Source organism: Streptomyces rubellomurinus, assembly GCF_000961885.1.
Taxonomy (GTDB): Bacteria; Actinomycetota; Actinomycetes; order Streptomycetales; family Streptomycetaceae; genus Kitasatospora; species Kitasatospora rubellomurina.
In genome coordinates, this window is the sequence record NZ_JZKH01000055.1 from 25718 (window position 1) to 52160 (window position 26443).

The 26443-nt window shown below is 71.0% G+C and carries 24 protein-coding genes and 4 pseudogenes; 12 read left to right on the plus strand and 16 right to left on the minus strand.

Going from position 1 to position 26443, the window contains the following annotated elements; translation table 11 throughout:
* Positions 1-15: 15 nt before the first annotated feature.
* On the minus strand, positions 16-1599 hold the full coding sequence (locus tag VM95_RS24180) for an alpha/beta fold hydrolase (RefSeq protein WP_078860454.1): 1584 nt from the start codon (positions 1597-1599) through the stop codon (positions 16-18).
* Between the two features lie 184 nt (positions 1600-1783).
* Here VM95_RS24180 and VM95_RS24185 point away from each other — a divergent pair, with 184 nt between their 5' ends.
* Positions 1784-2224, plus strand: coding sequence for a VOC family protein (locus VM95_RS24185; protein WP_045700177.1), 441 nt, complete (start codon positions 1784-1786; stop codon positions 2222-2224).
* Between the two features lie 61 nt (positions 2225-2285).
* On the opposite strand, the gene VM95_RS24190 is transcribed toward VM95_RS24185, so the two are convergent.
* Positions 2286-2729, minus strand: a complete 444-nt coding sequence (locus VM95_RS24190; RefSeq protein WP_045700178.1) for a hypothetical protein — start codon at positions 2727-2729, stop codon at positions 2286-2288.
* 1176 nt (positions 2730-3905) lie between these two features.
* On the opposite strand from VM95_RS24190, the gene VM95_RS39040 reads away from it, so the two are divergent.
* From VM95_RS39040 to VM95_RS24205, 3 genes are all read left to right on the plus strand, one after another.
* Positions 3906-4106: a hypothetical protein gene (locus VM95_RS39040; protein ID WP_052707537.1), complete on the plus strand. Its 201-nt coding sequence runs from the start codon at positions 3906-3908 to the stop codon at positions 4104-4106.
* A 720-nt stretch (positions 4107-4826) separates the two neighbouring features.
* The gene (locus VM95_RS24200; RefSeq protein WP_052707542.1) at positions 4827-5510 is read left to right on the plus strand and encodes a hypothetical protein; all 684 of its coding nucleotides are present in this window, start codon (positions 4827-4829) and stop codon (positions 5508-5510) included.
* Positions 5507-6775, plus strand: coding sequence for a nucleotidyl transferase AbiEii/AbiGii toxin family protein (locus tag VM95_RS24205; protein WP_063773553.1), 1269 nt, complete (start codon positions 5507-5509; stop codon positions 6773-6775). The genes VM95_RS24200 and VM95_RS24205 overlap by 4 nt, the downstream gene beginning before the upstream one ends.
* A 365-nt stretch (positions 6776-7140) precedes the next feature.
* Here the strand turns inward: VM95_RS24205 and VM95_RS24210 are convergent, their stop codons facing one another.
* The 4 genes and pseudogenes from VM95_RS24210 to VM95_RS40585 form a co-directional block, all read right to left on the minus strand.
* The gene (locus tag VM95_RS24210) at positions 7141-7689 is read right to left on the minus strand and encodes a GNAT family N-acetyltransferase (RefSeq protein ID WP_045700199.1); all 549 of its coding nucleotides are present in this window, start codon (positions 7687-7689) and stop codon (positions 7141-7143) included.
* A 970-nt stretch (positions 7690-8659) separates the two neighbouring features.
* Positions 8660-9412: a hypothetical protein gene (locus VM95_RS42725; RefSeq protein ID WP_052707538.1), complete on the minus strand. Its 753-nt coding sequence runs from the start codon at positions 9410-9412 to the stop codon at positions 8660-8662.
* A 307-nt stretch (positions 9413-9719) separates the two neighbouring features.
* Positions 9720-10286, minus strand: coding sequence for an SMI1/KNR4 family protein (locus VM95_RS24220; protein ID WP_341846029.1), 567 nt, complete (start codon positions 10284-10286; stop codon positions 9720-9722).
* A 94-nt stretch (positions 10287-10380) separates the two neighbouring features.
* Positions 10381-10530, minus strand: a pseudogene (locus tag VM95_RS40585) (ATP-binding protein); the annotation flags it as partial.
* A 145-nt stretch (positions 10531-10675) separates the two neighbouring features.
* On the opposite strand from VM95_RS40585, the gene VM95_RS24225 reads away from it, so the two are divergent.
* From VM95_RS24225 to VM95_RS24235, 3 genes are all read left to right on the plus strand, one after another.
* Positions 10676-11740, plus strand: coding sequence for a tyrosine-type recombinase/integrase (locus tag VM95_RS24225; protein WP_045700179.1), 1065 nt, complete (start codon positions 10676-10678; stop codon positions 11738-11740).
* Positions 11737-12051 carry a helix-turn-helix domain-containing protein gene (locus VM95_RS24230; protein WP_045700180.1) on the plus strand — a complete coding sequence of 105 codons (315 nt, stop codon included), beginning with the start codon at positions 11737-11739 and terminating at the stop codon, positions 12049-12051. Before VM95_RS24225 ends, VM95_RS24230 begins: the two co-directional genes overlap by 4 nt.
* Positions 12052-12204: 153 nt before the next feature.
* A complete protein-coding gene (locus VM95_RS24235; RefSeq protein ID WP_208615526.1) occupies positions 12205-13692 on the plus strand; it encodes a site-specific integrase in 1488 nt (495 codons plus the stop codon).
* On the opposite strand, the gene VM95_RS44630 is transcribed toward VM95_RS24235, so the two are convergent.
* From VM95_RS44630 to VM95_RS43365, 5 genes and pseudogenes are all read right to left on the minus strand, one after another.
* A complete protein-coding gene (locus tag VM95_RS44630) occupies positions 13693-13923 on the minus strand; it encodes a hypothetical protein (RefSeq protein ID WP_244178927.1) in 231 nt (76 codons plus the stop codon).
* 328 nt (positions 13924-14251) lie between these two features.
* A pseudogene (gene istB, locus VM95_RS40590) lies at positions 14252-14928 on the minus strand (IS21-like element helper ATPase IstB); the annotation flags it as partial.
* A gap of 11 nt (positions 14929-14939) precedes the next feature.
* Positions 14940-15722 carry a Mu transposase domain-containing protein gene (locus tag VM95_RS24250; protein WP_244178928.1) on the minus strand — a complete coding sequence of 261 codons (783 nt, stop codon included), beginning with the start codon at positions 15720-15722 and terminating at the stop codon, positions 14940-14942.
* Positions 15723-15981: 259 nt separating this feature from the next.
* A complete protein-coding gene (locus VM95_RS24255) occupies positions 15982-16473 on the minus strand; it encodes a DUF4265 domain-containing protein (protein ID WP_045700185.1) in 492 nt (163 codons plus the stop codon).
* 96 nt (positions 16474-16569) lie between these two features.
* Positions 16570-17007 carry a hypothetical protein gene (locus VM95_RS43365; protein ID WP_063773554.1) on the minus strand — a complete coding sequence of 146 codons (438 nt, stop codon included), beginning with the start codon at positions 17005-17007 and terminating at the stop codon, positions 16570-16572.
* On the opposite strand from VM95_RS43365, the pseudogene VM95_RS40595 reads away from it, so the two are divergent.
* From VM95_RS40595 to VM95_RS24270, 3 genes and pseudogenes are all read left to right on the plus strand, one after another.
* Positions 16936-17169, plus strand: a pseudogene (locus VM95_RS40595) (helix-turn-helix domain-containing protein); the annotation flags it as partial. The gene VM95_RS43365 and the pseudogene VM95_RS40595 overlap by 72 nt on opposite strands.
* Before the next feature lie 186 nt (positions 17170-17355).
* Positions 17356-17673, plus strand: a complete 318-nt coding sequence (locus VM95_RS24265; RefSeq protein ID WP_052707540.1) for a hypothetical protein — start codon at positions 17356-17358, stop codon at positions 17671-17673.
* Between the two features lie 407 nt (positions 17674-18080).
* A complete protein-coding gene (locus VM95_RS24270; RefSeq protein WP_045700186.1) occupies positions 18081-18626 on the plus strand; it encodes a hypothetical protein in 546 nt (181 codons plus the stop codon).
* Positions 18627-18705: 79 nt separating this feature from the next.
* Here the strand turns inward: VM95_RS24270 and VM95_RS24275 are convergent, their stop codons facing one another.
* The 3 genes and pseudogenes from VM95_RS24275 to VM95_RS45295 all read right to left on the minus strand — a co-directional run.
* Entirely contained in the window at positions 18706-18918 is a 213-nt protein-coding gene (locus VM95_RS24275) for a hypothetical protein (protein WP_045700187.1), read from the minus strand.
* A 465-nt stretch (positions 18919-19383) separates the two neighbouring features.
* The gene (locus VM95_RS24280) at positions 19384-20475 is read right to left on the minus strand and encodes a sugar ABC transporter substrate-binding protein (RefSeq protein WP_045700188.1); all 1092 of its coding nucleotides are present in this window, start codon (positions 20473-20475) and stop codon (positions 19384-19386) included.
* Positions 20476-20722: 247 nt separating this feature from the next.
* Positions 20723-20941 (minus strand): annotated as a pseudogene (locus VM95_RS45295) (chitosanase); the annotation flags it as partial.
* Between the two features lie 113 nt (positions 20942-21054).
* On the opposite strand from VM95_RS45295, the gene VM95_RS24285 reads away from it, so the two are divergent.
* A complete protein-coding gene (locus VM95_RS24285; RefSeq protein ID WP_045700189.1) occupies positions 21055-21264 on the plus strand; it encodes a hypothetical protein in 210 nt (69 codons plus the stop codon).
* Positions 21265-21830: 566 nt separating this feature from the next.
* Here VM95_RS24285 and VM95_RS24290 read toward each other — a convergent pair.
* Positions 21831-22199, minus strand: coding sequence for a hypothetical protein (locus tag VM95_RS24290; protein WP_045700190.1), 369 nt, complete (start codon positions 22197-22199; stop codon positions 21831-21833).
* A 329-nt stretch (positions 22200-22528) separates the two neighbouring features.
* The gene (locus VM95_RS24295) at positions 22529-25108 is read right to left on the minus strand and encodes an IPT/TIG domain-containing protein (RefSeq protein WP_045700191.1); all 2580 of its coding nucleotides are present in this window, start codon (positions 25106-25108) and stop codon (positions 22529-22531) included.
* 216 nt (positions 25109-25324) lie between these two features.
* Between VM95_RS24295 and VM95_RS39045 the strand changes: the two genes are divergently transcribed.
* Positions 25325-26323, plus strand: coding sequence for a hypothetical protein (locus tag VM95_RS39045; RefSeq protein ID WP_052707541.1), 999 nt, complete (start codon positions 25325-25327; stop codon positions 26321-26323).
* Positions 26324-26443 lie beyond the last annotated feature (120 nt).

Consider the following 26443-nt stretch of genomic DNA (forward strand, 5'->3'; position numbering starts at 1 on the left):
GTGGGGTCAGTGGGTTCAGCGCGGGACGGGGACAACACGGACCGGCGGGACCTGCACCAGGCAGGAGGTGTCGCCGACCCGGCCGGTGCGGATGAAGTGGCCGGAGATCGCCACGGCGCAGCCGGTGGACTCCATCTCCGGGAGGTGTCCGCTGTTGGGCACCGAGACGAACGAGCTGTGCCTGAACTGGGCCGCCGACTGGCGGGAGTTGGCCTCGGGGGTGTTGGTGTCGAGGTCCCCGGAGAGCACCAGGACGGGCACGTCGGGCAGGTGCCTCAGCTCGGTCGGCTGCGGGCGGGCGGTGCCCCGGCGCGGCCAGTCCAGGCAGTTGTCCCCGCCGTCGGTCTGGCCCTCGGCCCACCCCTTGGCGCTGAAGGCCCCGAAGTCGGCCGGGTCGGTGGCCGCCAGGGCGGCGCGGTACTGGCGGCGGCGCTCGGCCGGCGGGGCGTCCGGGTCCCAGGCGCGGACGTAGTCGTTGCAGGTGACGGCCAGGAACGAGGCCTGGTCCTCGGTGCCGGTGCCCTCGACCTCGCCACGCACCAGCTCGGCCAGCGCTCGCTCGTCGCCCGCGGCGAGGGCGTGCAGGGCGGCGGGCAGGGCGCCGAGCAGCCCCGGCTCCCCGGGGTACAGGCCGATGCCGCGGGTGGCGGGCTCGTACATCAGGTTGGCGAGCTTGTCCTCGGTGAACAGCACGGTGCGCCGCTCGCCGCCGACCGTGGCGGTGACCTTCAGCGGTCGGGCGCGCAGCCGCTCGGTGACGGCGGCGAGGTCGTGCACGACGGTGTCCGGCGCGCAGGACCCGCTGCGCTCGCAGATCCGGCGCAGCGTCAGCGAGACCTGCTGGGCGCCGGGCCGGGCCAGGCTGTCGAAGGCGACGGGGTAGGCGCCGGACAGCACCATCTTCTCGACCCGCTCGGGGTGGCGGTCGGCGTAGACCGGCATCAGGTAGGTGCCGTACGACAGGCCGTAGAGGACCAGCTTGGGGGCGCCGAGGCGCTCGCGGGCGGCGTCGAGGTCGTCTGCGGTGGCGGCGCTGGTGTAGGCGCGGGCGCGCGGACCGAGCTCCTCGGCGCAGCCGGCGACGAGTTCGCGCTGCTCGGCCCGCGGGGCCCAGCGGTACTCGGCCTCGGTGACGTCGCAGGGCAGCCGGCCGGAGCGGCCGGTGCCGCGCGGGTCCAGAAGCAGCAGGTCGTAGTCGTCCAGCACCCCCTGGAGCGCTGTGGCCACCTGCCCGGCGCGGTCGATCAGGGTCTCGCCGGGGCCGCCGGGGTTGAGTGCGACGGTGCCCAGGGCCGGGCCGGGGCGGCTGTGGCGCACCACCGCGTGGCTGACACCGATGGTGCCCAGGCCGGGCTGGTCGGCGACCAGCGGGCGGCGCATCGTGCTGCAGTCGACCTGGTGCCCGGGGACGGTCGGGCACCAGGCGGGCTTGCCCTCGGCGCCGGCGGGCGTGGCCTGGGCGGGGGCGAGGGCGGTGAGCGGGAGCACCGTGGCGAGGACGGCCAGCGCGGCGGCGGCCAGGGCGCCGCCGCGGGACCGGCTCGGTGCGGGGTCGGTGGTCGGGTCGGTGGTCGCGTCGGTGTTGGTGTTCGTGGCCATCGTTCGTGCCTCCTGGCGTCCTGCGGTCGTTGTGGGGATGACCTTGCCGGGGGTCCGTCAGGCGTTCGGCAGAGCGATGACAAAGGCGTGTAAGAACATTCCCGGGCGGTGGCGCCCGCGTGTGACAGCGGATGTCGGGGGTGATGTCGGGGCGCTTGTCGCAGACGCGCGGTACGTTCCCGGCATGGCAGCCCGAATCGACCTGACCCTGGACTGCGCGGACGCGACGCTCCTGGCCGCCTCCTGGAGGACGGCCCTGGGGTACGTGGACGAGCCGCCGCCCGCCCCGTTCCGGACGCGCGAGGAGTGGCTCGCGCAGTTCGACCTGCCGCAGGACGACTCGGCGTACGGCGGCGCCTGGCTCTGCGACCCGGCGGGGGCCGGGCCCCGGCTGTCCATCCTCGAGGTCCCCGAGCCGAAGAGCGCGAAGAACCGGCTGCACATGGACATCCGGGTGCCGGGTCACGGCAGTCCGGCCGATCGCTGGGCGCGGATCACGGCGGAGGCCGCGCGGCTGGTGGCGGCGGGCGGGCGGGTGCTGGCGGAGTTCGACGGACACCACGCGGTGATGGCCGACCCGGAGGGCAACGAGTTCTGCGTGGCCGCCGGCCCGCCGACGGCCTGATCGGGGGACACCGCGGGCCGGGCTGATCATCGGCCCGGCCCGCGGGAGTCGGGGCAGCGGCTCAGGCCTTGATGGTGAGCCAGGCGCCGAGGCCGTTGCAGCCGCGGGCGTCGTAGCTGGTGCTGCGGTAGCCCGCCGGGATCGGCGAGTACGGGCAGGTCCAGATGCCGTTGCGGACCTGCTCGTGGAACCAGGCGCCGACGCCGCTGCAGCCCTGCGGGTTGTAGTTGGTCAGCACGTAGCCGGAGACGATCGGCGAGCCGGAGCAGGTCCACAGCCGGTTCTGGGCGGGCTGCTGGAACCACGCGCCGTGGTTGTTGCAGCCGCCCGCGTCGTACATGGTGATGACGTAGCCGCTCGGGACGGGCGCCCCGGAGCAGCTCCAGCCGCCGGTGGCGGAGGCGGTACCGGCCGCGGCGGTGCCGGTGAGGGCGGCCGCGACCACGGCGACCGTGGCGGCCGCCCGTCCCATGCGGGTGGCCAGTTGGCGGAGGATCCTGGTCATGGCGTCACCGGTCCGATCGGTCGTCCCCGCGCCGCTGTCGGGGCGGCACGGGAAGGGGGGAACTGCGGGGATGCGCCGCACCCTAGCGGCGGTGATCAGTTCCCTGATAGATCAGGATCTCAGAATCTTCACAACTGACCGAAAACGATCCATCGGGTCGCTGTGTGCACGGGCTGCGTGTGACTGCGATCGATAGATTGCGAGTGCGAGCTGTAGTGTGCGAGCGACGGTCCGGGCGTCGGTCGAGTCCCTGTGACCCAGCGCGCCAACTGTCGGGTCAGCACCGGATCTGTCGTCCACCTACAGCCCCGCCGAAGCGCGACGTTGAGCCGTGACACGCTAGTTGGAACCTGGTCACGAGAGTTGGAACAAGTGCGGCCGGCGCCGACGCGGACGTGGTTGATGAAGAACCTGGAGCCGTCGTGGAGGTCGATCGTCGCTCCTGCCCGAGGCGGGCCTGGCCCGCGGCACCGTCATCGAGACCGGTGACACCGGACTGCTCCTGGCGCCGGCCGCCGGGCCGCTGGCCGCCGACCCCGCCTGCTGGGCCGCCGCCGTCGACCTGCCCGACCTCGGCCCCGCGGCCGCTGCCGGCTACGGCCTGCCGCCGGAACGCCTCGTCGCCGACCACGTCGGTGATCAACACCCATGGAGGTCAGAGCCTGAAGCGGCCGGCTCACCTCCGGTCAGACATGGACGATGCGTTCGAGGCCATCCACTCGGTGCTGAACATCCAGGACGGCCCTCAGCGCGAGCCGGAGGCCGACTGAACGTCTGCGGCCTTGGGCGGTTGCCCGCCCAAGGCCGCAGACCGGCCCCCGCAGTACCCGTTCACGTCGCCCAGGGCGAGCGCGTGCCGCCCGGGCACGAAGCGGTCGTGGTGGACCCCCTGCCGGTGGTCTACCTCGGCCACACGGCCGCCCCCTGCTGGAGGCGGCCCAGGCCGAGGACGAGGCCCGGTGGCCGGCGACAGTCGCCCGAGAGCGGGAGCAGTCCGAGCGGACCAGCACCGCGAGGGTGGCGCTGGCGCCGGCACAGGAGATCGTGGAGGAGCCCGGATCGTCCTGACCCGTTCCGCTGCCGACCGCGGAGCAGGACGCGGTCATCGACCTGGCAGGCGCCGGTGACGAGATCGCCGAACTGTGGCACGGCGACCCGGCAAAGGCCGCCGTCCTGGTGCGCGAGCTGGCGGCGTGCGGGGAGTTCACGGCGGCCGAAGTCCTGAACGCCGCGGTCGATACGGCCACCGGTGCCGCTCTGCTGGCGCCGAACGAAGCAGGCACGGCGCCTGATCCGAGCATGATGGCCGAGCAGCGCCTGGCAGCCGTCCCGTACGTGGTGCTCGCCGTGGTCCTGGCATCCGCTGACCTCGACTGAGCAACTGGCCGGGTAACGCGAAAAGTGTGGCCATCTACCGTGCTGCGCGCCGACTGCGTCGGTGGTTGTCCGCTGCGTGGTGGCCCGGCGGCCCCGCTTCGCCGCGCCACCGGCCGGGAGGGGGGAGGAGGAGGGCGGCCGGGGCGGCTGGCGGCAGGCCGCCCGCGGCTCTCGCTCGCCGCCTACAGCTCCGTCCACCCGCCCGCCCGTTGCCGCCGAGCGGGTGCCAGATGGGGGCGGACGGGCCGCGCTGGATGAGGTCCTCGATCCGGGCGGCGCCGGCTGGGACGGCGGCAGCAACTCGGCGACGGCCGGGTTCTCCTCGGCGGCCAGGCGCAGGTCCGCCACCGCGCCGCATACTCCGGCTGCCGCCGTGCCGACCAGGACCACCAACAGCCGCGGGAAGGAGCGCCAGCGTCGCTCCCATGCCCGACCCGACCCGCCCTCGCCCGCGATCCGGCCGACGTCGAGCAGGTGCTCGCGACCGTGCCGCCCCGCTGACTTCCGTTCACCCGGCCCCGGCGCGGCCAGGAGGCGGGTCTCGGGGAAGGCCGCGGTGATGGCGGAGCCGGGCCGAGGGTGAGATGCCGGGCCTTCGCCAGGTCGGCCTGGGGCAGGCGCACGAACTCGCCAGGGCACCGGTGTGTCCGCCGGACTGCGGCTGCAGCCTGGGGATTCATGGACTTCCCTCGGACAGCCGTGGTTGGGAAGATCTTGGTCATGGCACTGCTGGTTCCCAGGACACCCGAGCGTCCGATCACCGCGGAGGACCTCGTCGGCGAGTTCGAGACACACGTCACCGTCGAGTGCGAGGGCGATGGGGCGGTGCGCAGGCTGGAACGGTGGGCAGCGGACAGAGGCGTCGGCTTCGTGCACATCGTGCTCGCGAGGGGGCGGATGACCTCGCAACCGATGGTGACGCTCCGTGGGACGGGCGCCTTGCCGGAGCAGCGGCTGGCGGCGCTGGCGGCGGCAGACGAGCTCCGAGCGTCGGGCTTTGAGCCGGTTCGTGTGAAGATCGAGGCGGCGCCCTGGACGCTCGGAGTGCCGCAATCGGATGTGCAGGCGGCACGACTCGGCCCGGAGGTTCACTTCGAGCACCACATCAAGGTGCTCGTGCCGCCGGATTTCGACCACGCGGCCATGGCAGCCCTGGTCAGCGGCCATGGCGCCCATGTGTCGTGGAACGCGCGGCGAGTTATGGACGACGGTCGGCAGCAGCGGTTCGTGACCCAGCGCTGTTATGGCGTTGGTCTGCACGCGGCCGGCGAGCGGCTGGAACGGTTGGTCGGCGCGGTGTCCGGCGCTGGGTACGAGATCGCCTCCGTGGAGCGGGAGTTCGTGGTGTACGACAGCAACATCTCCGTCGACGACGGGTGGATAGGGGAGGGGCCGCAGACATGACCGCGACATGGGAGTCCTTCGGTTGGCAGGCCTCCGAGGTGCCGAGGACCGAGCTGGACAACAGCCGGCGTGCGGGTCTCGGGGTGCCGCTGACGCTCCGTCCGGTGCGGGAGGAGGGAGTGGTGCAGCGGCCGATCTTCGATCCGGCGCTCAAACAGTATTCCAACGCCTACCGCGCCGCTGACCCCCGGTTCGCCGACGCGGCGGCGGGCGCCGCCTGGTACGCCGCCCGGCGGACGGCGCTGGATCTGGTACTGACGGCCATCGCGAGATCCGAGTGGGCCGACTGCCTGGTGCTGCGCGGCAGTGTGCTGCTCAAAGGGTGGTTCGGCGACGACGCCCGGGAGCCGGGAGACCTGGACTTCGTCGTCGTACCCCAGGATTGGCGGATCGAGGAGGAGCGGACCACGGCGATGCTGGACGGCATCGCGCTCGCGGCCCAGCAGACCGCCGGCGCGGGCCCGGTGAGATTCGAGGCCGCCGATGCGCTCAGCGAGGACATCTGGACCTACGAGCGGGTCCCGGGCCGGCGCCTGGTCCTGCCGTGGACGGCAGACGGCACGCCAGGCGGAGTGGTGCAACTCGACTTCGTGTTCAACGAGCGGCTGCCGCTCGCACCCGAGCCGTTCCCGCTCTGCGCCGACGCGACGCTGAACGCGGCCACCCCGGAGCTCTCGCTGGCCTGGAAGATCATGTGGCTGGTCACCGACATGCACCCGCAGGGCAAGGATCTCTACGACGCGGTGCTGCTCGCCGAATCCTGCCGCCTGCGGTACGAGGTGCTGCGCGACGCCTTCCTCGCCGCCGAGCCACACTACGCCCTGCACCCCGTGCGGCCCGCCACCATCACCGACCTGGCGGACAGCGTGGAATGGGAGCACTTCGCGCAGGAGTACCCCGACATCCCCGGTACGGACACGGAGTATGTCCAGCGCCTGGCAGCCGCCCTCGCCCAGACGTTCCACGGCACCGAGGAAGCCGACGCCCGGGAGCTGGGCCAGTGGTGGTCGCAACCATGGGTCGCGCACTACCGCGAACTGCTCGAGCGCGCCGATATGCCCACCGTGCAGCGGGCGATGGCCGCAGCCGGCACGCCGCTGCTCGTGGCCGTCGTGCTCACCGGGGAACTACTCGGACGCGAGCGGAACAGCCTCCAGGACCTCGCCCCTGTAGTCCTCGCGGATCCCGCATGGGCCGGCTGGGCCGACTACCTCAACCGGGGACGCAACCGTGAGCGCCTCGACGACCAGTTGAAGGAGCTGTGACGCTCAGCCGCTGATGACGCCGTCAAGGGGACAGCACAAGGGGCCGGTGCCGGCGACGAGGACCCACAGGAAGTCGGTAACGTCGGCCGCGACGACGCCGGTCTCGCCCCCGGATCCCATGAAGACGACCAACTGGTCGGCGAGTGAGCGGTCTCGGTGGCGGCGAACACCAACGCCTCGGTGTCCGAGGCCCGTTCGTGATCTGACCGGCTCGGAAGGCGGAATGGCTTCTGCCCGTGTTGCGGCCGCCGCCTGGCCCGGACGGTTACGGGCTTGCCAGGCGGCCTGGCCGCCGCAGAAGGCCGTCAAGTTGCCCCTGCCGGGCCTGGCCGTCACCGCTTCTTGATCCGCTGTCGATCGCGTGCTCAACCGGACGGCGTGATGGGGGACCGCAGGCCGAGCCACTGTTCGGCCTCCCAGGCCTCGAACCGCTCCACCTCGGTGAAGCCCAGCTTCGCGGCGAGACGCATCGAGGCGGCGTTGGCGCTCTGGGTGGCGAGCACCACTGGCTCGCCGGGAAGCGCACCGGCGAGCCAGTCCAGTGCCGCCACGCACGCCTCGGTGGCGTACCCGAATCCCCATGCCCTCGGAAGGAACAGGTAGCCGAGACTGACCTTCCCCGCGACGGCCCGGCGACGGTCCCCCGGTGACCTCCTGAGCAGGATCTGGCCGATCATCGACCCCTCGAGCTCAACGACGAAGCTCCCGGGCCACCGCTCGGGCACCTCGGGCATCTCGCGCTCGAGCTCGTCACGCGCCTGGGCGCCGCCGAGGTAGGTGTGTACCTCCGGCGAGGCGAGCAGCTCGATGAACGCCGTACGGTCCCGGGTCTCGGGCTCACGGAGCACGAGCCGCCCGGTCGTGATCGGGGCGGGTGGCCAGCGGACGGGATGCAGTGTGGTCTCGTCCGGCATGGAGCAGCTCCTGATCCTCTCGGCCACATGGTTCGATCTCGTATGGCCATTGCGGGCAACGACGTCTGACGTTGCTACACGTCGAGACGCGCTCCGACGAGATGCCAGTTGCACGCACCCGGAAAGATCCGGCTGCTGCACGCCAAGCTCTACCCGGCGAGGGGCCGCCGGGTATGACCTGTCGGTGTTGTCGGCCGTGGAATGCCCACAAACGCCAAGTTGTCTGGACCTTTGGTCGAACCTGTTGGGCGTGACGTCGGGGTGGTGTGGTGTGGTTCTGATGACTGTGTGTGGTGATTTGTGGGGCCGGGTCGGGCCGCTCGGGGGACAGCGGGGTGTTGTCTGGCGTGAATTCGGGGGTAAATTCCGCCGGTTATTTCCTTCGATTGTTTTGGCGGATTGGTTGCTGGTGGTGGTTTGAATGTGGACCAGATTTGCGATGGCTGGGGTCGGTTTTCGGTTTCGCAGGGGTGGAGTCGCCGGGGCGCCGCGCCGTCCGGGCCTGCTGCGCCCGGCTTGGTCGCTGCCGCCCAGGCCGGGGCTGTTGCCGCTGGTGGCCGGCTGTGCCCGTGCCCGCCTCGCTGCGCCGTCGTTCCAGGCCTGCTGTGCCCTGGTCGGTGCTGTGTCGCCGTCCGGGGCGGTGCGCGGGCCGGGGCGGCCGTCCCGGGCTCCTCTGCGCCGTCGTCGCCGCCCCCGCCGTCCCGCTGGGCCTTCGGAGGCCTCGCCGCGCGCCCGCCGTCCGGGCTGCGCCGCGGTCCAGACCGTGCCCGTCCGCTGCGCCCCTCGCCGGACGGCTGGGTGGCCGTCAGGCCGCCCTGGTGGTGGTCCGGGAGACCGTCCCGGTGCCCGCCCGGGCGGGCACCGGCGGGGTCAGGGCTGTGCCGTTGCCGCGTGCCCCGGCCGTCGTCCGGCCGGGTCCGCTCGCTCCTGTTGGCGTCGGTCGGGCTGGGACGCCTGTGGGGGAGGCGGGTCAGCGGCCGGCGAGGTGACGGGAGGTGAGTTCGACGTCTTGGAGCTGGGCGGTGGTCAGGCGTCGGGCTTCCCAGATGACCATGGCCAGGTCCGCGGTCCGGGAGTGGAGTGGTGGCAGGTCGTCGGGTAGGCGGATGCCGCCGAGCGCCGCGAGGTCGGGGGCGGGGATGCCGAGCACGCCGGCGAAGCCGACTACCAGCTCGGGGGCCGTTTCGACGGTGCTGCGGCCGATGCCGCCGATGGTGGACGGAGACAGGTAGATCCGTCCGTCGGTGACCGCGTACAGGGCCCTGGCCGTGCTCGGCCAGGTGAGGTTCCGGCTGTGAGCGAGCTCCAGGAGCACCGCGCCGAAGCCTGGCCCGTACCGGTGGTACGGTCGGTCGACCCCGCCACGCCCCTCGCGCCGCACCAGGGGCTGCGCCCGGATCGCGTCCAGCAGCGGTCGCCGGTTCTCGGCGGGCATGACCATCGTGTTGTAGATGACCGAGTCGACCGACCAGTTCGGGTTGCGGGTGATCGGAGTCAGGTCGTCGGGCACCGGTTGCCCGGCGAGAACGAACAGGTCGGCGGCGTGCAAGCCGAGGACCGGTCCGAGGTCTCTGAGCAGCCGTCCGGTGGGCGGCTGCCCGCAGAGCACGGCTTGCAGCTCCGCCGGGTCGGTGCCGGCCCTTGCCGCGAGCGTGGCCAAGTCGATTGCCCGGAGGCTCGCCAGGTGTGCCAGCAGCGCGCCGAACCCCAGGAGGCCTGTCATGTCGTCAGCCTATCGATGGCCGACAGCCGCGAGATGCCGGGGCAGAGGCAGAGGACACCGCCCGGACGACGCCCGCCCGCAGACGGCCGTCCACGACGTGTCCTTGTCCCGGCCGTGCAGTGCGACGCGGGGCGCGTTGCGGGTCTGACCAGGCGTTATGTGGCTGGGAGCGGGGGCGGGGGGGGCTGCGTAGGTGAGAACGAAGAGCGATTGTTGGTGAGAGCTGGCAGCGCGAGGTGTTGCGATCGCCGCTCGGTGCTGGTGAGAAGTAAGAACGGTTGTCTGAGTTCGAGTCTGTGACTGACAGTCAGGACAGCCCGATCGGGGCGGGTGTCAGCGGCTGACCGTCCAGCTCGTGGCAGTCCTCCTCGTCCCACCACAGCTCGCCCTGCGCGGTGAGGTAAGGGTGCAGTCCGCGGACACCTCCACCGCAGTGGAACGCTCGCGCGACGGCGTGAAGTAGTTCTGCCAGGCCGGGCCAGGAGTCGGTGAAGTCGCCCCCGCCGCCGTGGCCGGCCCAGCCGAGTCGCCCCTCGTTCGGGCCGGGACGCTGGTCGATCACCTGTGCCCCGCCGTCGGCGCTCTCGGCCCAGGGCACCCAGAGCGGGTGCCACCAGGGTTCGTCGTCCCAGGGGCGGGTGGTCAGACCGTCGGTCTCGGTCGCGATGTCCATGCAGGTTTGCCAGCGGTCCACGATGGCGCTCACCGACAGAGGAGACTGCTCGGGCAGGAGGGTCACCCAGGTGCTCAGGCCGTTGTGGCACCGCAGGGAATCAGCGAGATCGCCGGGCAACAGGATGCCGAGAGTCTGTTCCGCGGCAACGCCAGGCCGGCGGGCGTGTGCGTCGCCAGCCAGGAATCGATCCGGCGCCATGACTCAGACGGGGGCAATATCTGCTGGGGCATGGCGTCATCCTGCCGCACACGTCCGTCAAGATGGGCGGGGGCCTGACCAGGTGGGGGCGAGGTTAGCCGACCGCCTGCTGCTGTTCGGCTCGGGCGCGGGTACTGGCGAGTCGGTAGGAGTCGGTGCCGGTCTCGATGATCGTGCCGTTGAAGGTGAGGCGGTCGACGATGGCCGCGCAGAGGCGGGGATCGGTGAAGGTCTTGGTCCAGCCATCTGGGGCTGGCACTTGTTCCCTCACACGAGTTGCCGCTGCCACCAGGCCGTTTCCTCCTCCTGCGGTCCTCGTTGGTTCTCGCGGTAGTGCCAAGGTTTTCCAGGTGCTGCCTTAACGGTTCAGGTGCGAGGAAGGTGTGCCGGTGGCCGAGGCGAGGCTGAAGGTCATCGCAGGCGGTGGCGTCCCGCAGGGTCCGCTGGTCACGGACCCGTGGCAGTTCCAGACGGTGTGTGTCGACGCGTTCGTTGCCTCGTGGCGGGCTCGCGGGTTCAGCCCGGTGACGATCGACAACGACATCGGTCTGCTGGAGCGGACGCTCGTCGCGTTGGGGCGGCCAGCGTGGGAGGTGACGCCCGAGGACATCGACCGCGTCGTCGGCGACCTTGCGGTCAAGGGCCGGGCGACGTCGACTCGCCGCGAGTATGTACAGATCTTCAAGGGGTTCCACCGGTTCCTCCAGGCCCGCAAAGCGGCTGAGATTGAGGCTGCGTTCGGGGTCCGACTGGTCTGCCCTGTCGATGAGTTCAACGCCTCCCGGCATGTCGGTGATGACTCCCCGGCCCTGCTGCCGCCACCGACCCCGGAGCGTGTGACCGAATTCTTCGACTTTATGAAGCGCCGGATCGCGACTGCCAGGAAGTACGGACCCGCCGCCCGCGACTACGCGCTGTTCCGGACGCTGTATCACGCCGGGCTCCGCTCCGAGGAGGCCTCGCTGCTGGAGAAGCCGGACCTGCACTTCACCCGCGGCCCGTTCGGCAAGCTCCACGTCCGCTTCGGCAAGGGCGCCCACACCTCCGGGCCCCGTCCGCGATGGGTGCCGATGCTCGACGGCTTGGACCTCGTGCTGCGATGGTTCCTGAACGACGTGCGGGGCAAGTTCCCCGACTCGCCGGTGCTGTTCGCCGACGAGTCCGGCGGACCGCTGCATCGCGGAACGATCCGCAACCGGCTCCGCTATCTCATGGAACTCGAAGGACGTCCGCCCGCAGAGCGGTTCAGCCCGCATGCGCTTCGGCGGGCCTGCGCGACCCACAACTACGAGCGCGGCGTCGACCTGGTGGCGATCCAGCAAATGCTCGGTCACTGGACGGTCAGCTCGACCATGCGCTATGTCCGGCCCTCCGCGACGTTCATCGAGGACGCCTATCAGCGGGCCGTCGCCAACACCCTGGCCGAGCTCACCGGGAAGGACACCCCAGCATGAAGATCCAATGGCGGCTGCGGATGGCCGCCGCCCAGCGCGAGGTCTGGACCGGGACCGAACTGCGGCGGCTGCTGGCCGAGAAGGCCGGCCTCGAGTTGTCTTCCGCCTCGGTGTCCGCGCTGTTCACCAAGGAGCCCTCGCAGGTGAAGATGACCACCCTGGCCGCGCTGTGCACCGCGCTCGACTGCAGTCCCAACGATCTGATCGAGGTCGACACCACCCCCGTCGAGCGGCCAGTCGCACCACCTCGGGCCGTCGCTGACCTTCCGAAGGCCGCCTCCGCCCACGGCCGTTCCATGCCGCCCCTGTGACCGGCGGTCGTCGCGATGGGCAAGAGGCAACGGGACTGCATCACTTGCGGGGCCCCAGTCGGCTTTCTCGACCGCCAGCACTGCTGCCGGTGCTGGCACCGGATAAGGGAACAGGCAGCGAAGACGGCATGCCCGTCCTGCGGCAAGGACCGCGTGCTCCAAGAGGACACCGGTCGCTGCATCACCTGCTCGCGCGTCTGTGAACAGTGCGGCCATCCGGTTCGCGCGGCCCATGACCGGCTGTGCGGGGTCTGCCGCCGCAAGGCCGAGCGGCTCGCCGCCCAGCAGCCCTGCCCCCGCTGCGGGAAGCCAGGCCATCTGCGCGAGGAGACCGGCTGGTGCGGGCGATGTTCCCACCCCGGCTCACCGAAACGGCCTCCCCGGAGCTGCCGCGAGTGCGGGCAGGTTCGGCGGCATGCCGGGCTGGGACTGTGCTCGGCCTGTTGGCAGAAGCACCCCGGTCGTCCCTTCATCCGAGGCGAACACCTCCGTGACCAGCTCGCCAACCCGCCCACATGGCTGGAGGACTTCGTCGCGCATGTCGCGGCCCGCTTCTGTGTGTCCCGGGCCTGTGGCCTCGTTGCCGACCTCGGTCGCCTCCTGCAGGACGAGCACTCCAACTCGCCCCAGGCCCTGCTGGAGAGGTCCCGTCGCCCCGGACGGTCGATGGGCCCTTTCGCCCGCACCCTCGAGGACTTCTTCACCCAGCGCGGCCTGGCCCTGCCCACCGATCAGGCCGAACGGCTCGCCGCTGGTCGGCGCAAGCGACGCATTGACGCCGTTCCCAAACCCCTCCGGCCGGCCGTCGCCGCCTTCGACATCTCGCGCATGCGGGCCCAGGACCGGGCCCGTCGGGCCGGCACCCGACCCCGCAGCCATCACACCCTGGAAACCGCCCTGAGCATCCTCCGGGACCTGGCCCGGTTCCTCGCCGAACACCGCGGCAAGGACGACTGGGCCCTCACAGACGTGCACGACATCGAGGCCTTCCTGGGAATCCTGCCCAAGGCCCGCCAGCGCCGACTGGTCGTCCTGCGACAGTTCTTCCGCTTCGCGCGCTCGCAGCACATCGTCCTCGTGGACCCGACCCGCGGGCTGACCGCGAAGCAGGCAGGCGGCTTCCGCGGACGCACCCTCACCCTCGACCAGCAGCGCGACCTCTTCCGTCGCTGGACCTGCGACGACGATGTCCACCCGCACGAAGCCCTACTCGGCATCCTCGCCCTGCTGCACGGGGCCTCCAGCTCCGAGGTCCGCATGCTGCAGATCACCGACGTCAACCAACGCACCCAGACCGTCCGGCTCGGCAAACGCCCGCACCCCGTCCCGATGGATCCCGCCTCCTGGACGGTGCTGCAGCGGTGCCTCGCCCATCGAGAAGGATGGCCAACGGACAATCCTCACGTCATGGTCACCAAAGGGACGAAGGCCGGACGAGGACCGGCTTCAACTGCCTACCTTTCCCACGTACTTGACGACTGCGGATACCCGGCCCGGATGATCCGCAGCACCCGCCTGGTCGACCTCGTGAACACGATGGACCCCAAGCTCGTCGCCGCCGCCTTCGGCATGGACCCCGAAGCCACCATGATCTACCTCGCCGACCACGTTGAGGCCGGACGCCTGCCCACCAGCAGGTGATCAGTCTCCGGAGGAACCCCAGAAGGCAATCTCGTCCGGAATTTCGTCCTTGTAGAGGAGCATGCAGCACCCGCTCCACCGCGGGGCCTGATCCAACGCGTCCAGGGTCACGGAATCCATGCCATCGAAGTTCGCGCGGCTCGGCTTGTCGGTGCCGAAGCCCGCCTGGATGACGGACGCGGCCAACTGGCGTATGGTCCCGAAGTCATGCTCCTCGTCGGCAGAGATCACCCGGCCGACATCCAACACCGAATGGGTGCCGTTCGTGCCCAGGAACTCCCAGTACAGCTCGTTCTCGAACAGCTCGTCGACTGAGGCGGGCGCGGGCATGCCCCACTCCGTGGGGCTGAAGTAGTCGCCGGAGGCGAACTCCGCCGCTCGCAAAGCCTGCAACGCGCTGCCGAGGTCCTCCTGGTACGGCACGACATATCTCCAGCCCGATGCACCCACGTGTCGTCTCCCTCCTGCGGTACTGATCCTCATGCGACGCAAGGATGCTAGCCGCGTGTACTGACACCGCGATCTTGGCCCGTGAACCCGATGACTTTCGGCGCTGCCTGGCACAAGTTCGCCGGAACATGTGCGCTTTGGCGAACGACTCGTTCGAGGCGATGGCCACGCTGTTCTTCTCCTCCCGTTCGGTCAGCACCTGGAAGAGCAATTCGGCGCCGCGGCTGTCGAGTTCCATGTAGCCCAGCTCATCGATGCAGAGAAGGTCGACACGACCGTAGCGGGCGATGGTCTTGGCCAGTTGCTTCTCGTCGGCAGCCTCGACCAGCTCGTTGACGAGCTTGGTGGCCAGCACGTACTTGACCCGGAAGCCGGCCATCGCGGCTTCGGTGCCGAGGGCGATCAGCAGGTGGGACTTGCCGGTGCCGGAGTCGCCGATCAGGCAGAGCGGCAGGCTCCTCTTGATCCACTCGCAGGCCGCGAGGGTGTGGATCGTCGCCGGGTCGATGTTCGGGTTCGCGTCGAAGTCGAACTTCCGCAGGGACTTGTCCCGGGGGAAGCCGGCGGCCTTGATCCGGCGCTCGGAGCGGCGCCGGGCCCGGTCGTCGCACTCGGACATCAGCAGCTCCGAGAGGAAGCCGAGGTAGGACATCTGCACGCGGCGGCGCTCTCGGCGAGCTCGGGGAACTGGGCTCGGATAGTGGGCAGCCTCAGCATCCCCCAGGCCTGGTCGATGGCGGCGGTGGCGGCCTGCTCGGTGATTCCTCGCCGGCGGGGAAAGGTCATGGCGTTCTCCTTCAAGGGGTGGGACGGCTCGGTCGGCGGTGTCGTAGCAGCTGGTCGTAGTGGGCCACCGATGGCAGCGGCCTCGTGTCGGGCGGGAGCTGGGCCAGGCGCCGCTCGGTGAGCGAGGTCACCGTCGCCCGGTCCGTGGCGGGAGGCTCCGGTTCTGCGGGAGTCCTTGTGTCGGCCTCGGCAGCCTTGCGGGCCTCCAGCGCGACCGCGTCGGCGGTCAGCGCGCCTGATCGGAGGGCGGCGGCGAGGCCGGCGACGAGATGCTCGTGGGGCAGGTGCCGGCCCAACAGCAGGACCTCGATCAGCGCGCGGGTGCCCTCGCGCTCGCCGTGGGCCTTGCAGGCGGCCGCCCACCAGGCGTCGTGAACCGGGGTGAAACGGCCGGCCGAGCGGGCCTGGTCGAGCGCGGGCGCCCCGGGCAGAGCGCCGGGCTTGCGCACCAAGGCCTCCAGGTAGTGGTCCAAGTCGAGCCGCGCGCCGCCCTTGGCGATCAGCCGCTCGTGCCGGGCAACTTCCTCCCGGCCGTCGTAGACGACCAGTTCGGAGGCGTGCAGCATGACCCGGACGGTCCGGCCGATCAGCCGCACCGGCACCGAGTAGCGGTTGTTGCGGATACCGATCTGGCTGTAGCGGTCGACCCTCGGGGTGAACAGCCGTCCCGCCTCGAACGGCTCGTCCGGCAGCGGCGCCAGCAGCGGCCGCTCGGCGGCGAAGTACTCGCCGATGGTGCGGGGACGGGAGCGGATCCGACTGGCCTCGTCCTCCTCGTCCCACCGGTCGATCATCGCGTTCAGCTCGGCCAGCGTCGCAACGTCGGGGACGGGGACGAGGTGGTTGCGGCAGAACCATCCGATCTGCCCCTCGACACCGCCCTTCTCGTGGGCACCGCCGATGCCGGGCCGGCAGTACAGGACGTCCAGGCCGATCTTCCGCGAGTTCAGAGATTCTGAAGTATCGGCCAGGCGAACCCACGGAAGCCCGGGCGGTATTGCCGCATGGAGAGACCGAGTTCGGCCTAGAAGCAGTCCGGACTGGTGGGTCGGCTCAGCGTCGTGCGGAGAACGGCATGGCGTCGGCCCATTCCCAGAACGCTCGGCCCTCCGTCACCTCGCGTTCCATGATCGAGAACAGTCGGGAGGCATCCGTATCGGGCGGGATGTCGACGGCGACGTGACGGTCGCCGCTCCACTCGCTCAGCAGTCCCGCCGTACCGATCTCGTTCTTGATGCGATCGACTGCCCCGTTCAGTTGTGCCGGGGCCAGGCCCAGGACGAAGAGCAACCGCAGAACACGGTGGGAGGAGAGGGCGACCACCTCAGCGACCTCGTCAGCGTCCGACAGAACGACCTGGTCGCCGAAGGCCAGCCCGTAGGTGCGAAACGGGATGCAGGCGATCGAGAAGGTCTCGTCGTCGAGAGGCTTCAGCCACAGCTGCTCCTTCTGCCCGTCCAGCCCGAAGGGCGCCAGATCGGCATGGGCGATGTAGTTGCTCTGAGCGCGCCCGACCGGGTCGTCGTGGACGATGAACTCGATCACATGCTCTCCCTGGCTGATGTCGCTGCGATGACATGATGCCGCGCCGACTCGGTCGTGTTGCCGGCGGGGCGTCGAAGTGGCTGCTCAGGGCTTCCTTCAGCTCTGCTCTGCGGCGGACTTGGCGGCTGCGGTGGTGTAGCGGAGGCTGGCCTTGGCGCTGAGGGCGAAGACGTGGGCGAGGTGGAGCGGGTCGGCTCCGGTGGCGGCGGCTTCTTCGAGGATTCGGTCCTGTCGGAGCCGGTCCAGGCTGACAGGGAGCCGATTGACCAGGCGGTCGAGCCAGAAGGTGCCGACGGCTGTCGTGGTGGTGGCCGTGTTGCGGCTGACCAGAAGGTGGGGGTTGGTGCTGTTGGGCCAGCGTCGGCGCCGGTGGGCCAGGTAGTCGGTGATCGCTTCGGCGGTGTAGTCGTCCAGCGGGCGATTGCTTCCTGCCGGATCCAGGCGCCGGCCGGGCAGGTCGACCTGGTCCAGCTGAAGCGCGCGGATGCGGCGGCCGGGCAACGCGTCACCGGGCTGGGCCCGCGCGACTTCCACAAGCTGATCACGATGCTCCGCCGCGAGGGCGCCGACACGGTACGCGAAGGCCGACCGTGGAGCCTGCCGCTGGAGGACCGGGTCCTGCTGGTCGCGGCCTAATGGCGCACGAACCTGACACTGCGGCAGCTCGCACCGCTCTTCGGGGTGTCCAAGTCGGCGACGGCGTACCGGCTGTGACCGGCACCAGCACGATGGCCGTGCCGGTCCGGGTGCGGGTGTGCGCGGTGCTGCTCCACGACGGCCGCCTCTGCCTGATCCGGCGACAGCGAGAAGCCGGCCTCCAGCACTCGCTGCCCGGCGGCGTCGCCGAGACCGGCGAAGACCCGGTCGACGCGCGACCTGGCGGTGCTGCCCGACCCGCCGGTGCTGCGTTTCGTCCAGGACCAGGAGACTGAGCGGCCGGGCGAGACGGAGCCGTTCCGGCGCCGGCACCTGGTCTATGTTGCCCACCTTCCCGACCACCTGGTCGCGGCTGTCGCGGCCGCTGAGCAGGACGCTCCGGACCAGGCGCCGGTGGTGTGGGTGCCGGTGGCCGACGCGGCTGGCCTCCACCTGTACCCGGACGTCGGCGCCGTCCTCGACCAGGCCATCCAGCCCGACACCACCGTGGGCGGCCCGGTGCTGCTCCCGGCGATGACCGGAGTGTCCTACCAGTGGCGCTGACCGGCAGGGTGTGATGTTCGGGGAACCGGCCGTGCCGGCGGGTGCGGCGCGCCATAGTGCGTGGGTGACCGCGACTCCCGCCAGCCTGGACCTGCCCGCCCGCCGACGCCGCCACGCCCGGCTGATCGCCGCCCTGACCACCACGGTCGGCGCCTGCGCCTCGGCGGCGCAGGCGCTGTACCAGCCGGTCGCCGACGCCTCGCCCGGGCCGAGGACGACGCCCGCTGGCCGGCCGCCGTCGCACGGGAGCGCGAACAGGCCCATCGGACGGGCGCCGCGCGGGGCAGGTCTACGGGCCTCCCCCCGGGGAAAGGCACGCCCCCTACCCAGCCATCCTGAGACTCCGTAGCCTGCGCAGGCCCGGCGGCTTCCAGCCGGGTGCCGGTGATAACGGGGGAACTGAAATCATGTCGGATCTCGAACGGGCAGCCGCAGAGCACTTGCGCCAGCAGCGGGAGCTGAGTGCAAGGGAGACAGCCTCCGCCGAGGCAGCCGAGCAGGCCCGCGCCAGGGAGCAGCAGCTCCTGCGCGACCGCGCCGCGGAGTTCTTCGCTTTCGCCCGCCGCCATGGCGCGCCTCTGCTGTGCCGGTACATCGCCTTTGAAGGAGATCAGTCCCCGAGCTGGTACGAGCGGAAGGGCGAGCTATGTGTCGTAGCGAAAGCTTGGAATCACGGCATGGGGTCTTTCACCAGCAGTGTTTGGCGGTGGGCGGTCACTGAGGACGGCACGGTCTTCCCGGAACCGTGGGAGGCATCCATCGTGCGGCCGAAGGACGTCCGCGACGAGCTCTACTTCCTCGAGCGTCCCAGCTACTACCCCCAGCAGCCCCACCTCGGCCTTGCGGACCACTTCGCGCCTGCGGCGGCAGCGCTCCTGGAGCCCTTGCCGATCGGCAACGGATTTCGGACCGGCGTCCAGACCAACGGCTGGATCGGCTACCGCTGGAGCTGAGCCCCAGCCAGGAGACCACGCGGCGGAATCCGCTGACCTCGGCTGAGCGACAGGCCGCCCGCGGCCCTCCGCTCGCCGCTCACAGCTCCGTCCACCCGCACGCCCGCCCGCCGCTGCTGAGCGGGTGCCAGATGGGTGCGGACGGGCCGCGCTGGATGAGGTCCTCGATCCGGGCGGCGCCGGCCGGGACGGAGGTGAGCATCTCGGCGACGGCCGGGTTCTCCTCGGCGGCGAGGCGCAGGTCCGCCACCGCGCCGCGCACCTGGGCGGCCGTCGTGCCGACCAGGACCACCAGCAGCTCCGGGGTGGGGAGGAGGTCGAGCGGGCCGCAGGCCTCGCCGCGCTCCCGGCGTCGGCCACGAAGGCGGCGTGGATCCGGCCGACGTCGAGCAGGTGCTCGCGCCCGTGCCGCACGGCGAGCCGCTCGTCGTGCCGTTCGCGCCCCGGCCGTCCCGGCCGCCGCTGTCGGGAGTGCGGACCGTTGTGCAGGGCCGCGAATCAGGTGGCTTGCGCGTATCGCGAACGTGGTGCCTGCCCCGCTGGCGCGGGCCGTGGCCGGTCTGCGCGGCGGCTGGCCTGTACGGGCGCAGGATCGGCCGGTGACCCCAGCGGGCGCTGGCGCGGGGAGCCCACGGCCAGCGCCCGGCACAGACGGCTACTACGTGAAGCCGTCAGGCATGTGAAAGGGCGCGCCCGCACCGGATCTCCGGTACGGGCGCGCCCTGCTGCTGCGCCGGGGCTTGCCTGATGGCCTCGGCTACTTGACCCCGGCATCCGCGCACGCCTGCGCGTACTGCTGGGTGCAGATGTCGGACGCCTTGTAGAGCCCGCCGCCGACGACCGTGGCCTCCACCTTCGGCTTGGTCACCACGATCGGGGTGAGCAGCAGCGAGGGGATGTGCAGCCCGCCGCTGTCGGTGACCGAGGTCGCGGTGGCGCTGATGTCCAGGCCCTCGGCCAGCTGGACGGCGATGCTGCCGGCCGCGTCCGTCTCGGGCTTGTACGGCTTGTAGATGGTATACGCCTGCTCGCCAGTGAGCACCCGGCGGATCGCCTCGATGGAGGCGTCCTGGCCGCCCACCGGCACGTTCTTGATGCCTGCGGCCTTCAGGGCGTCGATGACCGCGGCGGCCATGCCGTCGTTCGCGGCGTAGACGGCCTGGATGCCGTCCTTCCCCAGGCTCTGGATGGCCTCGTTCATCTTCGCCGTGGCCACGTCCGGCTTCCACTCGCCGGACTGCTCGTAGGCGATCTTCTTGACCTTGCCGTCCAGCGCCTGGTGCGCACCCGCCTGGAACTGCGCCGCGTTGGGGTCGGACTCGGCGCCATTGATCATCACGACGTTGGCCGAGGAGGCCTTCGGGCCGAGCGCGTCGAGCAGGGACTGGCCCTGGAGCCGACCGGTCTGCTGGTTGTCGAAGGAGACGTACGCGGCGACCTTGCCCTGGGCCAGCCGGTCGTAGGCGACGACCTTCACGCCCTTGGCGTTGGCGGCGTCGACCCACGGGGCGGTGAGCTTGGCGTCGACCGGGTCGAGCAGGATGACCTTCACGCCCTTGGCGACCATGTCGTCGAACTGCTTCTTCTGGGCGGTCGCGTCGCCGCCCGCGTTGGCGTAGCTGATCGTGCACTTCACGCAGAGGCCGGTCACCGTCTGCGTGATCAGCGGCTTGTCGAACGCGTCGTAGCGGGTCGAGGAGGCGCTCTCCGGAAGTAGCAGACCGATGCCCTCGCTGCCTCCGTCGGCCGCCGGCGTCTGGGGCGCCGCGGTCTGGCCGCAGGCGGTGAGGGTGAGTGCGAGCGACGCGGCGGCCGTGCCCGTGGCCGCGAGACGCAGGGGTCTGATCATGATCGGTGGTGCCTCCTGTGCTGCGCCGCGAACAGTGCGGCAGGGGAGGGATTCAAGCCCCACCGGGCGAATGCGTCAATAAGCGGAGGAGGCTTCGTTGTGCCCCTGCTCGATTCGTTACGGAATGAACAGGACTTTCACACTTTCGAAGATCGAATCGGTGGTCGGTATTGATAATTCAGAGGACTTATTAATCAGCGAACGGGGGCGCGGTGGACCGGGGGATCCGCGCCGGCCCACCGGAGTCTCAGCCGGCGATCGAGTAGCTGTCGCCGTAGACCTTCCAGCGCAGCGGCGGATTGAGGTCGAAGTTCCCCGCGTCGAGGAAGACCATCTGCTCGGTGCCGACCCGACTGGTGTCGCGGTGGGCCTCCTCCTTCATGACCACCTTGCGGGCCTCCAGGAAGGCCTTGATGTAGGTGGCCTCGTCGCCGCCCGCTCGTCGCTGCTGGGTGGCCCGAACTCGATGTCGCCATGGAAAGGCGTTTCTGCGTCCGGCCTGATCCCGACAATGGTGTCCCGCGCCGGCTAGCCAGCCCTGGCCCGGTTCCATCGGGCCGGGACCGGACCAGCTATGGGATGGGCCGGCACGCCCCCGCCGCCGACGCCGTCGCCCTCACCGTCCGCGTCGACCGCGGCGATGCCAACGACATCGACCACTGGCTCATCGGCCTGCGCTGCGACGCCCACCGCACCCGCCTCGACAAATCCGAAGCCATCCGCGAACTGCTGCGCCTGGCCCGCGAGCACGAACCGACCCGCCGGGCCCTGCTCAAGCGTCTGACCTGAGCGCCGGGCGGTCGCCGCCATGGCGCTCCGGCGGACACCTGATGTCTTTATCCCACTGGCCCGGCCTCGGAAGTACGACACGTGAGCGTTGGTGGTCTCCAGCGGCAGGCCTGTCTCGTCCGAGAACAACGTGCCCGCGGTCGCCCGCTCCTTCACGTAGGCATCGCGTTGCGCCTTTACCTCGGTTCGCATGGCCGCCGCCACCTGCTGCTCGAAGGTCGGTGACAGGGGGACGTTCAGGTGCCCCTCGCGGGCCCGGTATTGGGCGGTGGCGAGGTTGCGCTGCTCCTTCTCCGTGTGGCTCACCTTCCCGGCCGGCTTTTCCTCGGCGGGGCAGAGGCTCCAGCCCAAGGTCGTGCTCCAACGCCCGCTGCTGCCCGGGGCCGGGCTTGTCCCCGCCGACCTGCTGCACGCGGCCCCGCCCAGCGAGGTCCTCGCCCTGGTCGACGACGCCGCCCGGCTCGGCACCGGCGAGCGTCCGGCCGTCGGGTGTTCTCCGGAGTGGGCCCGGATCTATGACCCGCCGTCGCTGACCTGCGCTCATGGGATAGGGGATCCCGCAATGGTTAGGCCGTCTCGGAGAACGACCCGAAGACCCTGGTTACGTGGTTGTCGAGCTGCTCGCCGAACGCCGCCGCTGAGTCGATGGCGGAGGTGGGGAGGGTGCCGGCGTCGTCGAGGCCCGCGAAGTAGTCCACGTCGGTCCAGCCGCCGCGGAACAGCACGACGGACAACTCGCCCCCCAGGCCGGTGATGACGACTCCGAGGGAGTCCGGGTCCACCACCGCGGTGCGGTCCAGCTCGAGCTGCTGCGGCCACTCCTGTTCCTCGTCGCGCCAGGTGACCGGCTCGACCGTCAGCCCGGCCTCCTCCCAGCGACTCCTCCGTCGTTCCACCTCGAGGACGGCCTGGTCGAGATCGATAACTCGCTCCATGGGCCGATCATCCCGCACGACCCGTCCGGGCCCCAGACCGGCGGCGTGAACGACCAAGGTGGTCCGGCTGCTCCGGGCGGGCTGCCCTGACGTCCCAGGACCCGCCGGGTGGGTGCCGACGCCTCACGGCCGCGCTGTGCTGTGGCTGCGTCGCGTTGCCGTCCGGGTGTCGGCCGCCGTCTCAGCCCTCCGGGGCTGCCGTCGCCGTTGCCGTTGCCGTTGCCGTGCGGGCCGTCGTGGTGCCGCTGCCCCGCCCGGACGCCCCCAGCCCACCCAGTGGCACGCCGGACAGGCCGCTGACACCATCGTCGCGGTGCGCCGACGGTTCCTCACGAAGTGACCGAGATGGGCAGGACGTTGCTCGCCCCGTGCCCGCTCACCAGCAGGACGTTATACGCGCCGGCGCCGGGCAGTGCCGGCATGGTGAAGGTGAGCGAGGCGAACGACTTGGCTGTGATCGTCCCGACGATGTTGGCGAGGGAGCCGATGTAGACCACGGTCGCCTCGTCGAGGTTCTTTCCCGCGGCCGTGATCGAATCGCCTCCCGCCGCGTGGGCGGTGTCCGGTGTGAGGGAGAACAGGACGGGGGCGGAGCTGGTGACGGCGCCCCGCTGGGTCCAGTGCCCGCTCATCGAGTTGGCCAGGGAGTAGTAGAGGGTGAGGATCCGTCCCCGGGGGACGGAGACGCTGCCGCCCGGCTCGCAGTCGAGGACGAGGCCGGTCGGCAGGACGGTGCCGTCCGGCCTGGGCCTGCCGTCGTGGAAGGTCAGCGGGTGCTCGCTGATGTTGCAGACCGCGATCTCCTGCCCGTCGGCGCCCGCGGAGAAGGTGGGCGTGGCGGTGATGTCCGCCGCCGAGTCGATCGTGCCGCGGTCCGCCAGGAAGTTGAGGTTTCGTCCTGTCACCTCGACCGTCGTGGTCCAGGGGCTCCGGTCGATGGTCACTGCCGCGCCCCCGCTGGGCATCGTGAGGGTGCCCGTGTTCGTGAAGTTGCTGCCCCGCACGGCGGCGATGCCGCTCGTGGTCCTCAAGCCGACCGGCTGCAGGCCAATGGCGCCGTCCGAGGGCACGAAGTCGGCCGCCATGCCGATGATCCCGTAGTTGCGGTCGGAGACCTCGTTCAGGACGAGACGGAAACCGGGCGGGTGTCCGAGCCACATCGGCTGGTCGATTGTGATGCCCCGGGCCTCGCCGATGAAGATGCACCCGCCGCGGAAGACGCCTTCGAAGTAGGCGTGCGAGATCGTCGTGTTGAGCCCCAGGCCGTCCGACGGCGACAGCGTGCCGACCACGATGCCGGCGAAGCCGCACCTGAAGAACTCCTGGTTCTCGAGCAGGGGGCCGTACTTGGCGCGGCTCACGACGCCGCTGCCGGCACACGAGGTGAAGTGCCCGGTGTCCATGCGCGTGCGGCTGCAGTCCAGTTGGATCGCGAGGTCCGCGCCCGCCCCGTCGAGCGCGTCGCTCCAGCCGTCGCCGACCCCGATGGCGAACGGCTGTCCCGACAGGTCCCGGGCCGGCGGGTGGAGTCCCTGGACGGTGATCTGGTCCGGACCGTCGATGCCGACGATCTCCAGTCTTTCCAGTGTGTCGTCGTCGGTGGCGCCGATGACGATGAAGTCCCCGGGCCGGGCCGGGATTTTGGTGAAGTCCGTGCCCGCCCCGAACACCGTCGGCACACCGGCCCGGCAGGACACCAATCCGTCGACCGGCGTGACGAGCCGCAGGTTGTCGTACCGGAGGGCGAGCGAGGGCGAGCAGTACATCGTCCCGCACTGCAGGGCCCACACTTCCCGCGCGTACATGTTGTCGTTATTCGCGACCAACTTGTTGTTGTGCGTGACCAGGCCCTCGTCGGTCAGTCCTCCCACCAGCCGGTAGCCGTCCTTGACCGTCTCGCCGACCCACACGTCGTCGAGGTGCAGCCGGCCCGCCCCGTGGAGGTGGAGTCCGTGGTCGGCGACGCCGCCCCCGTTGAGGCTGATGCCGCTCAGCGTGACGTAGCCCGCGGTGATCGACAGGATGGATCGCATGCCGGCCCCGGCCGCCGTGATCTGGCTGCCCCCGCCCGAAGGGCCCGTCGTTCCCCTGCCCCGGATCGAGAGCCCGGTGTCCGAAGCCTCGGCGAGGTGGGCCTCGACGGCGATCTCGGCGGTCGTCCGGTAGGTCCCGCCGGGGAGGTGGACGCTACCGGTGGTCACCCTGGCCGCGCGGATCGTGGCGACCAGCGGTTCAGTGTCGTCGGCGGTGCCGTCACCGGCTGCACCGAACCACTCGGGGTTCAGCTCCGTGGCGTCACGCCGCCGTATCCAGCGCCCCGACACGTGCGCGGAGCGGGCGCAGGGGAACGACAGGCCGCCGTCGCCCACCGACCCGCTGCTCGTGTACGAGCCGCTCGGAGCCACGGGAAGGCTGAGGACGTCCGGCGCCGCAACCCCGACGGGCAGGTATCGGCCGTCCAGCGCGAACCCACCTGTCCCGTCCACCCCCGCCACCACCGCACGCCCGCCCGGCGCGAGCCCGTGCGGCCCGGACGTGGTCACGGTGACGCTCGACGCCATGCCGCCTCCCGCGTACGCGGCGTTCCCCCGGGACCCGAGCAGCGCGAAGGACTGCGGATCGTGCGGGTCGACCGCGATCATCCACGGGCCGTTGGCGTTGGTGTTCCCGAGGACATTTTGTACGAGAACGACCTGGCCGGTGACGAACTGGTGCCCGGGTGCCGTGACGACGATCGGCCCAGGGGCGGCCGGGTCGAAGCCGGCCCCCGTGATCTCGACCGAGGCGACCGTGGCCCCCGTGATGTGCGTGGCGTCGAAGAAGAAGGTCCCACCGCCGCCGTCCTGGCCCGAGGTGTAGCCCGCCACTTCAACGGCGTCCCCGGCCTGCGGCGACCGGATCGCCTGCATGGCAGCAACGGTGGAAGCACTGGAAACAGTCACGACAGACACCACCCGGGTCCGGCGACCGGGCGTCATCGGCAGCGCGGCGCCGCCTGGTTCGGAAGGAAGGCCCCACCCGCTCCTTCGAGCATACGCGGGCACCGCCCCACCACGCGCCCCGGCCCGCCCGACGCCTGCACCTCGGGCGGGCCAGGGTCCACAGGGTAGACCCCGGAGGTCGGGGTGTCGGTGTTGATGGTCGAGGTGGACCGCTCGACCATGGCGCCGGCCGACGTCGCCGCGAAGTTCACCGCCTACCGCGAGCTGTTCCGCACCAGGGTCCGGGACAACGATCTGGTCCTCGCCGACCGCGGGCCGGCTGACCGCATGGTGCACTGGTGGCGCCGTACCTGGCCCGGTCACACCCGCGGCGGGTACCCGCCCGTTGCGCTGGTCGTCACCGGCGCCGGACCGGTTGCGCTGGAGGGCCGGCAGCAGGCCGTCGCGGACCTGTCCGCCGACTGCTGGCGCGGCCGGTGGTGCCGGGAGGTCCGCGACTACAACGGCGACGGGTGGCGTGGGTACGACGACGCCGTACCGGTCGTCGCGACCACGCTGGAGCTGCTGGCCGAGCACGGGCCGCTCGGGCCGGTGTGGTGGCGCTTCGGCCGCTCGGGCCGGCACTCCCTCACCGAGGCGCTGGAGAACCCGAACAACCGGGCCGCCTACGACCTGCGCCAGGCCGCCCGCGAGGACGAGCAGCAACGGGTCCACCAGGAGCTGATGGACTCCCTGGTCTGCATCGACTGCGGCGACGTTCCCGAGCAGGAGAGCACCTGGGAGTACGGCCCCGGGGGACAGGTCGAGTGGACCCGCCGCCCCGGCGGCCGCTGCCGGCCCTGCCACCAGGACCGGAAGGAGCGCCTGGAACGGGAGGCCGAAGAACAACTGGAGGCCGCCCGCGCAGCGAACGCCGGGCTGCGCCCGTGCTGGACGTGCCGGGGCTCGATCGGGGGGAAGGAGGACTCGAAGCTGGAGCTGCGGGAGAAGGCCCGGCCGGACCGGCTGGAGTGCCCCGAGTGCGTACAGGCCCGCGCCGCAAAGGACTTGGGCCCGCTGATGCTGCCGGTCCCGACCAAGCACGAGCTGGTGGCCGCGCTGGTCTCCACTCCAGACGATCCGTGGTGGGAGGACCGCGTGCTGCACGCCAGGCTCTACCCGGCGAGGGTCAGTCGGGTGTGACCTGTTGGTGTTGGTGGGCGTGGAATGGCCTCGGGGGGCCGGGTTGTCTGGACCTTTGGTTGTGCTGTCGGGGGTGGGGGCGGGTGGGTGTTCGGGGCGGGGTTGATGACTGTGTGTGAT

Bases quoted from the DNA above. Each gene is read 5' to 3' on its own strand.
- VM95_RS24290 (WP_045700190.1), bottom strand. From the start codon at position 22,199: ATGGAGCGAGTTATCGATCTCGACCAGGCCGTCCTCGAGGTGGAACGA.
- VM95_RS24200 (WP_052707542.1), top strand. From the start codon at position 4,827: ATGGCACTGCTGGTTCCCAGGACACCCGAGCGTCCGATCACCGCGGAG.
- VM95_RS24230 (WP_045700180.1), top strand. From the start codon at position 11,737: ATGAAGATCCAATGGCGGCTGCGGATGGCCGCCGCCCAGCGCGAGGTC.
- VM95_RS24190 (WP_045700178.1), bottom strand. From the start codon at position 2,729: ATGACCAGGATCCTCCGCCAACTGGCCACCCGCATGGGACGGGCGGCC.
- VM95_RS24280 (WP_045700188.1), bottom strand. From the start codon at position 20,475: ATGATCAGACCCCTGCGTCTCGCGGCCACGGGCACGGCCGCCGCGTCG.
- VM95_RS24270 (WP_045700186.1), top strand. From the start codon at position 18,081: ATGTCGGATCTCGAACGGGCAGCCGCAGAGCACTTGCGCCAGCAGCGG.
- VM95_RS24180 (WP_078860454.1), bottom strand. From the start codon at position 1,599: ATGGCCACGAACACCAACACCGACGCGACCACCGACCCGACCACCGAC.
- VM95_RS24250 (WP_244178928.1), bottom strand. From the start codon at position 15,722: ATGATCGACCGGTGGGACGAGGAGGACGAGGCCAGTCGGATCCGCTCC.
- VM95_RS42725 (WP_052707538.1), bottom strand. From the start codon at position 9,412: ATGACAGGCCTCCTGGGGTTCGGCGCGCTGCTGGCACACCTGGCGAGC.
- VM95_RS24185 (WP_045700177.1), top strand. From the start codon at position 1,784: ATGGCAGCCCGAATCGACCTGACCCTGGACTGCGCGGACGCGACGCTC.
- VM95_RS24295 (WP_045700191.1), bottom strand. From the start codon at position 25,108: ATGCAGGCGATCCGGTCGCCGCAGGCCGGGGACGCCGTTGAAGTGGCG.
- VM95_RS24210 (WP_045700199.1), bottom strand. From the start codon at position 7,689: ATGCCGGACGAGACCACACTGCATCCCGTCCGCTGGCCACCCGCCCCG.
- VM95_RS24220 (WP_341846029.1), bottom strand. From the start codon at position 10,286: ATGGCGCCGGATCGATTCCTGGCTGGCGACGCACACGCCCGCCGGCCT.
- VM95_RS24285 (WP_045700189.1), top strand. From the start codon at position 21,055: ATGGGCCGGCACGCCCCCGCCGCCGACGCCGTCGCCCTCACCGTCCGC.
- VM95_RS24205 (WP_063773553.1), top strand. From the start codon at position 5,507: ATGACCGCGACATGGGAGTCCTTCGGTTGGCAGGCCTCCGAGGTGCCG.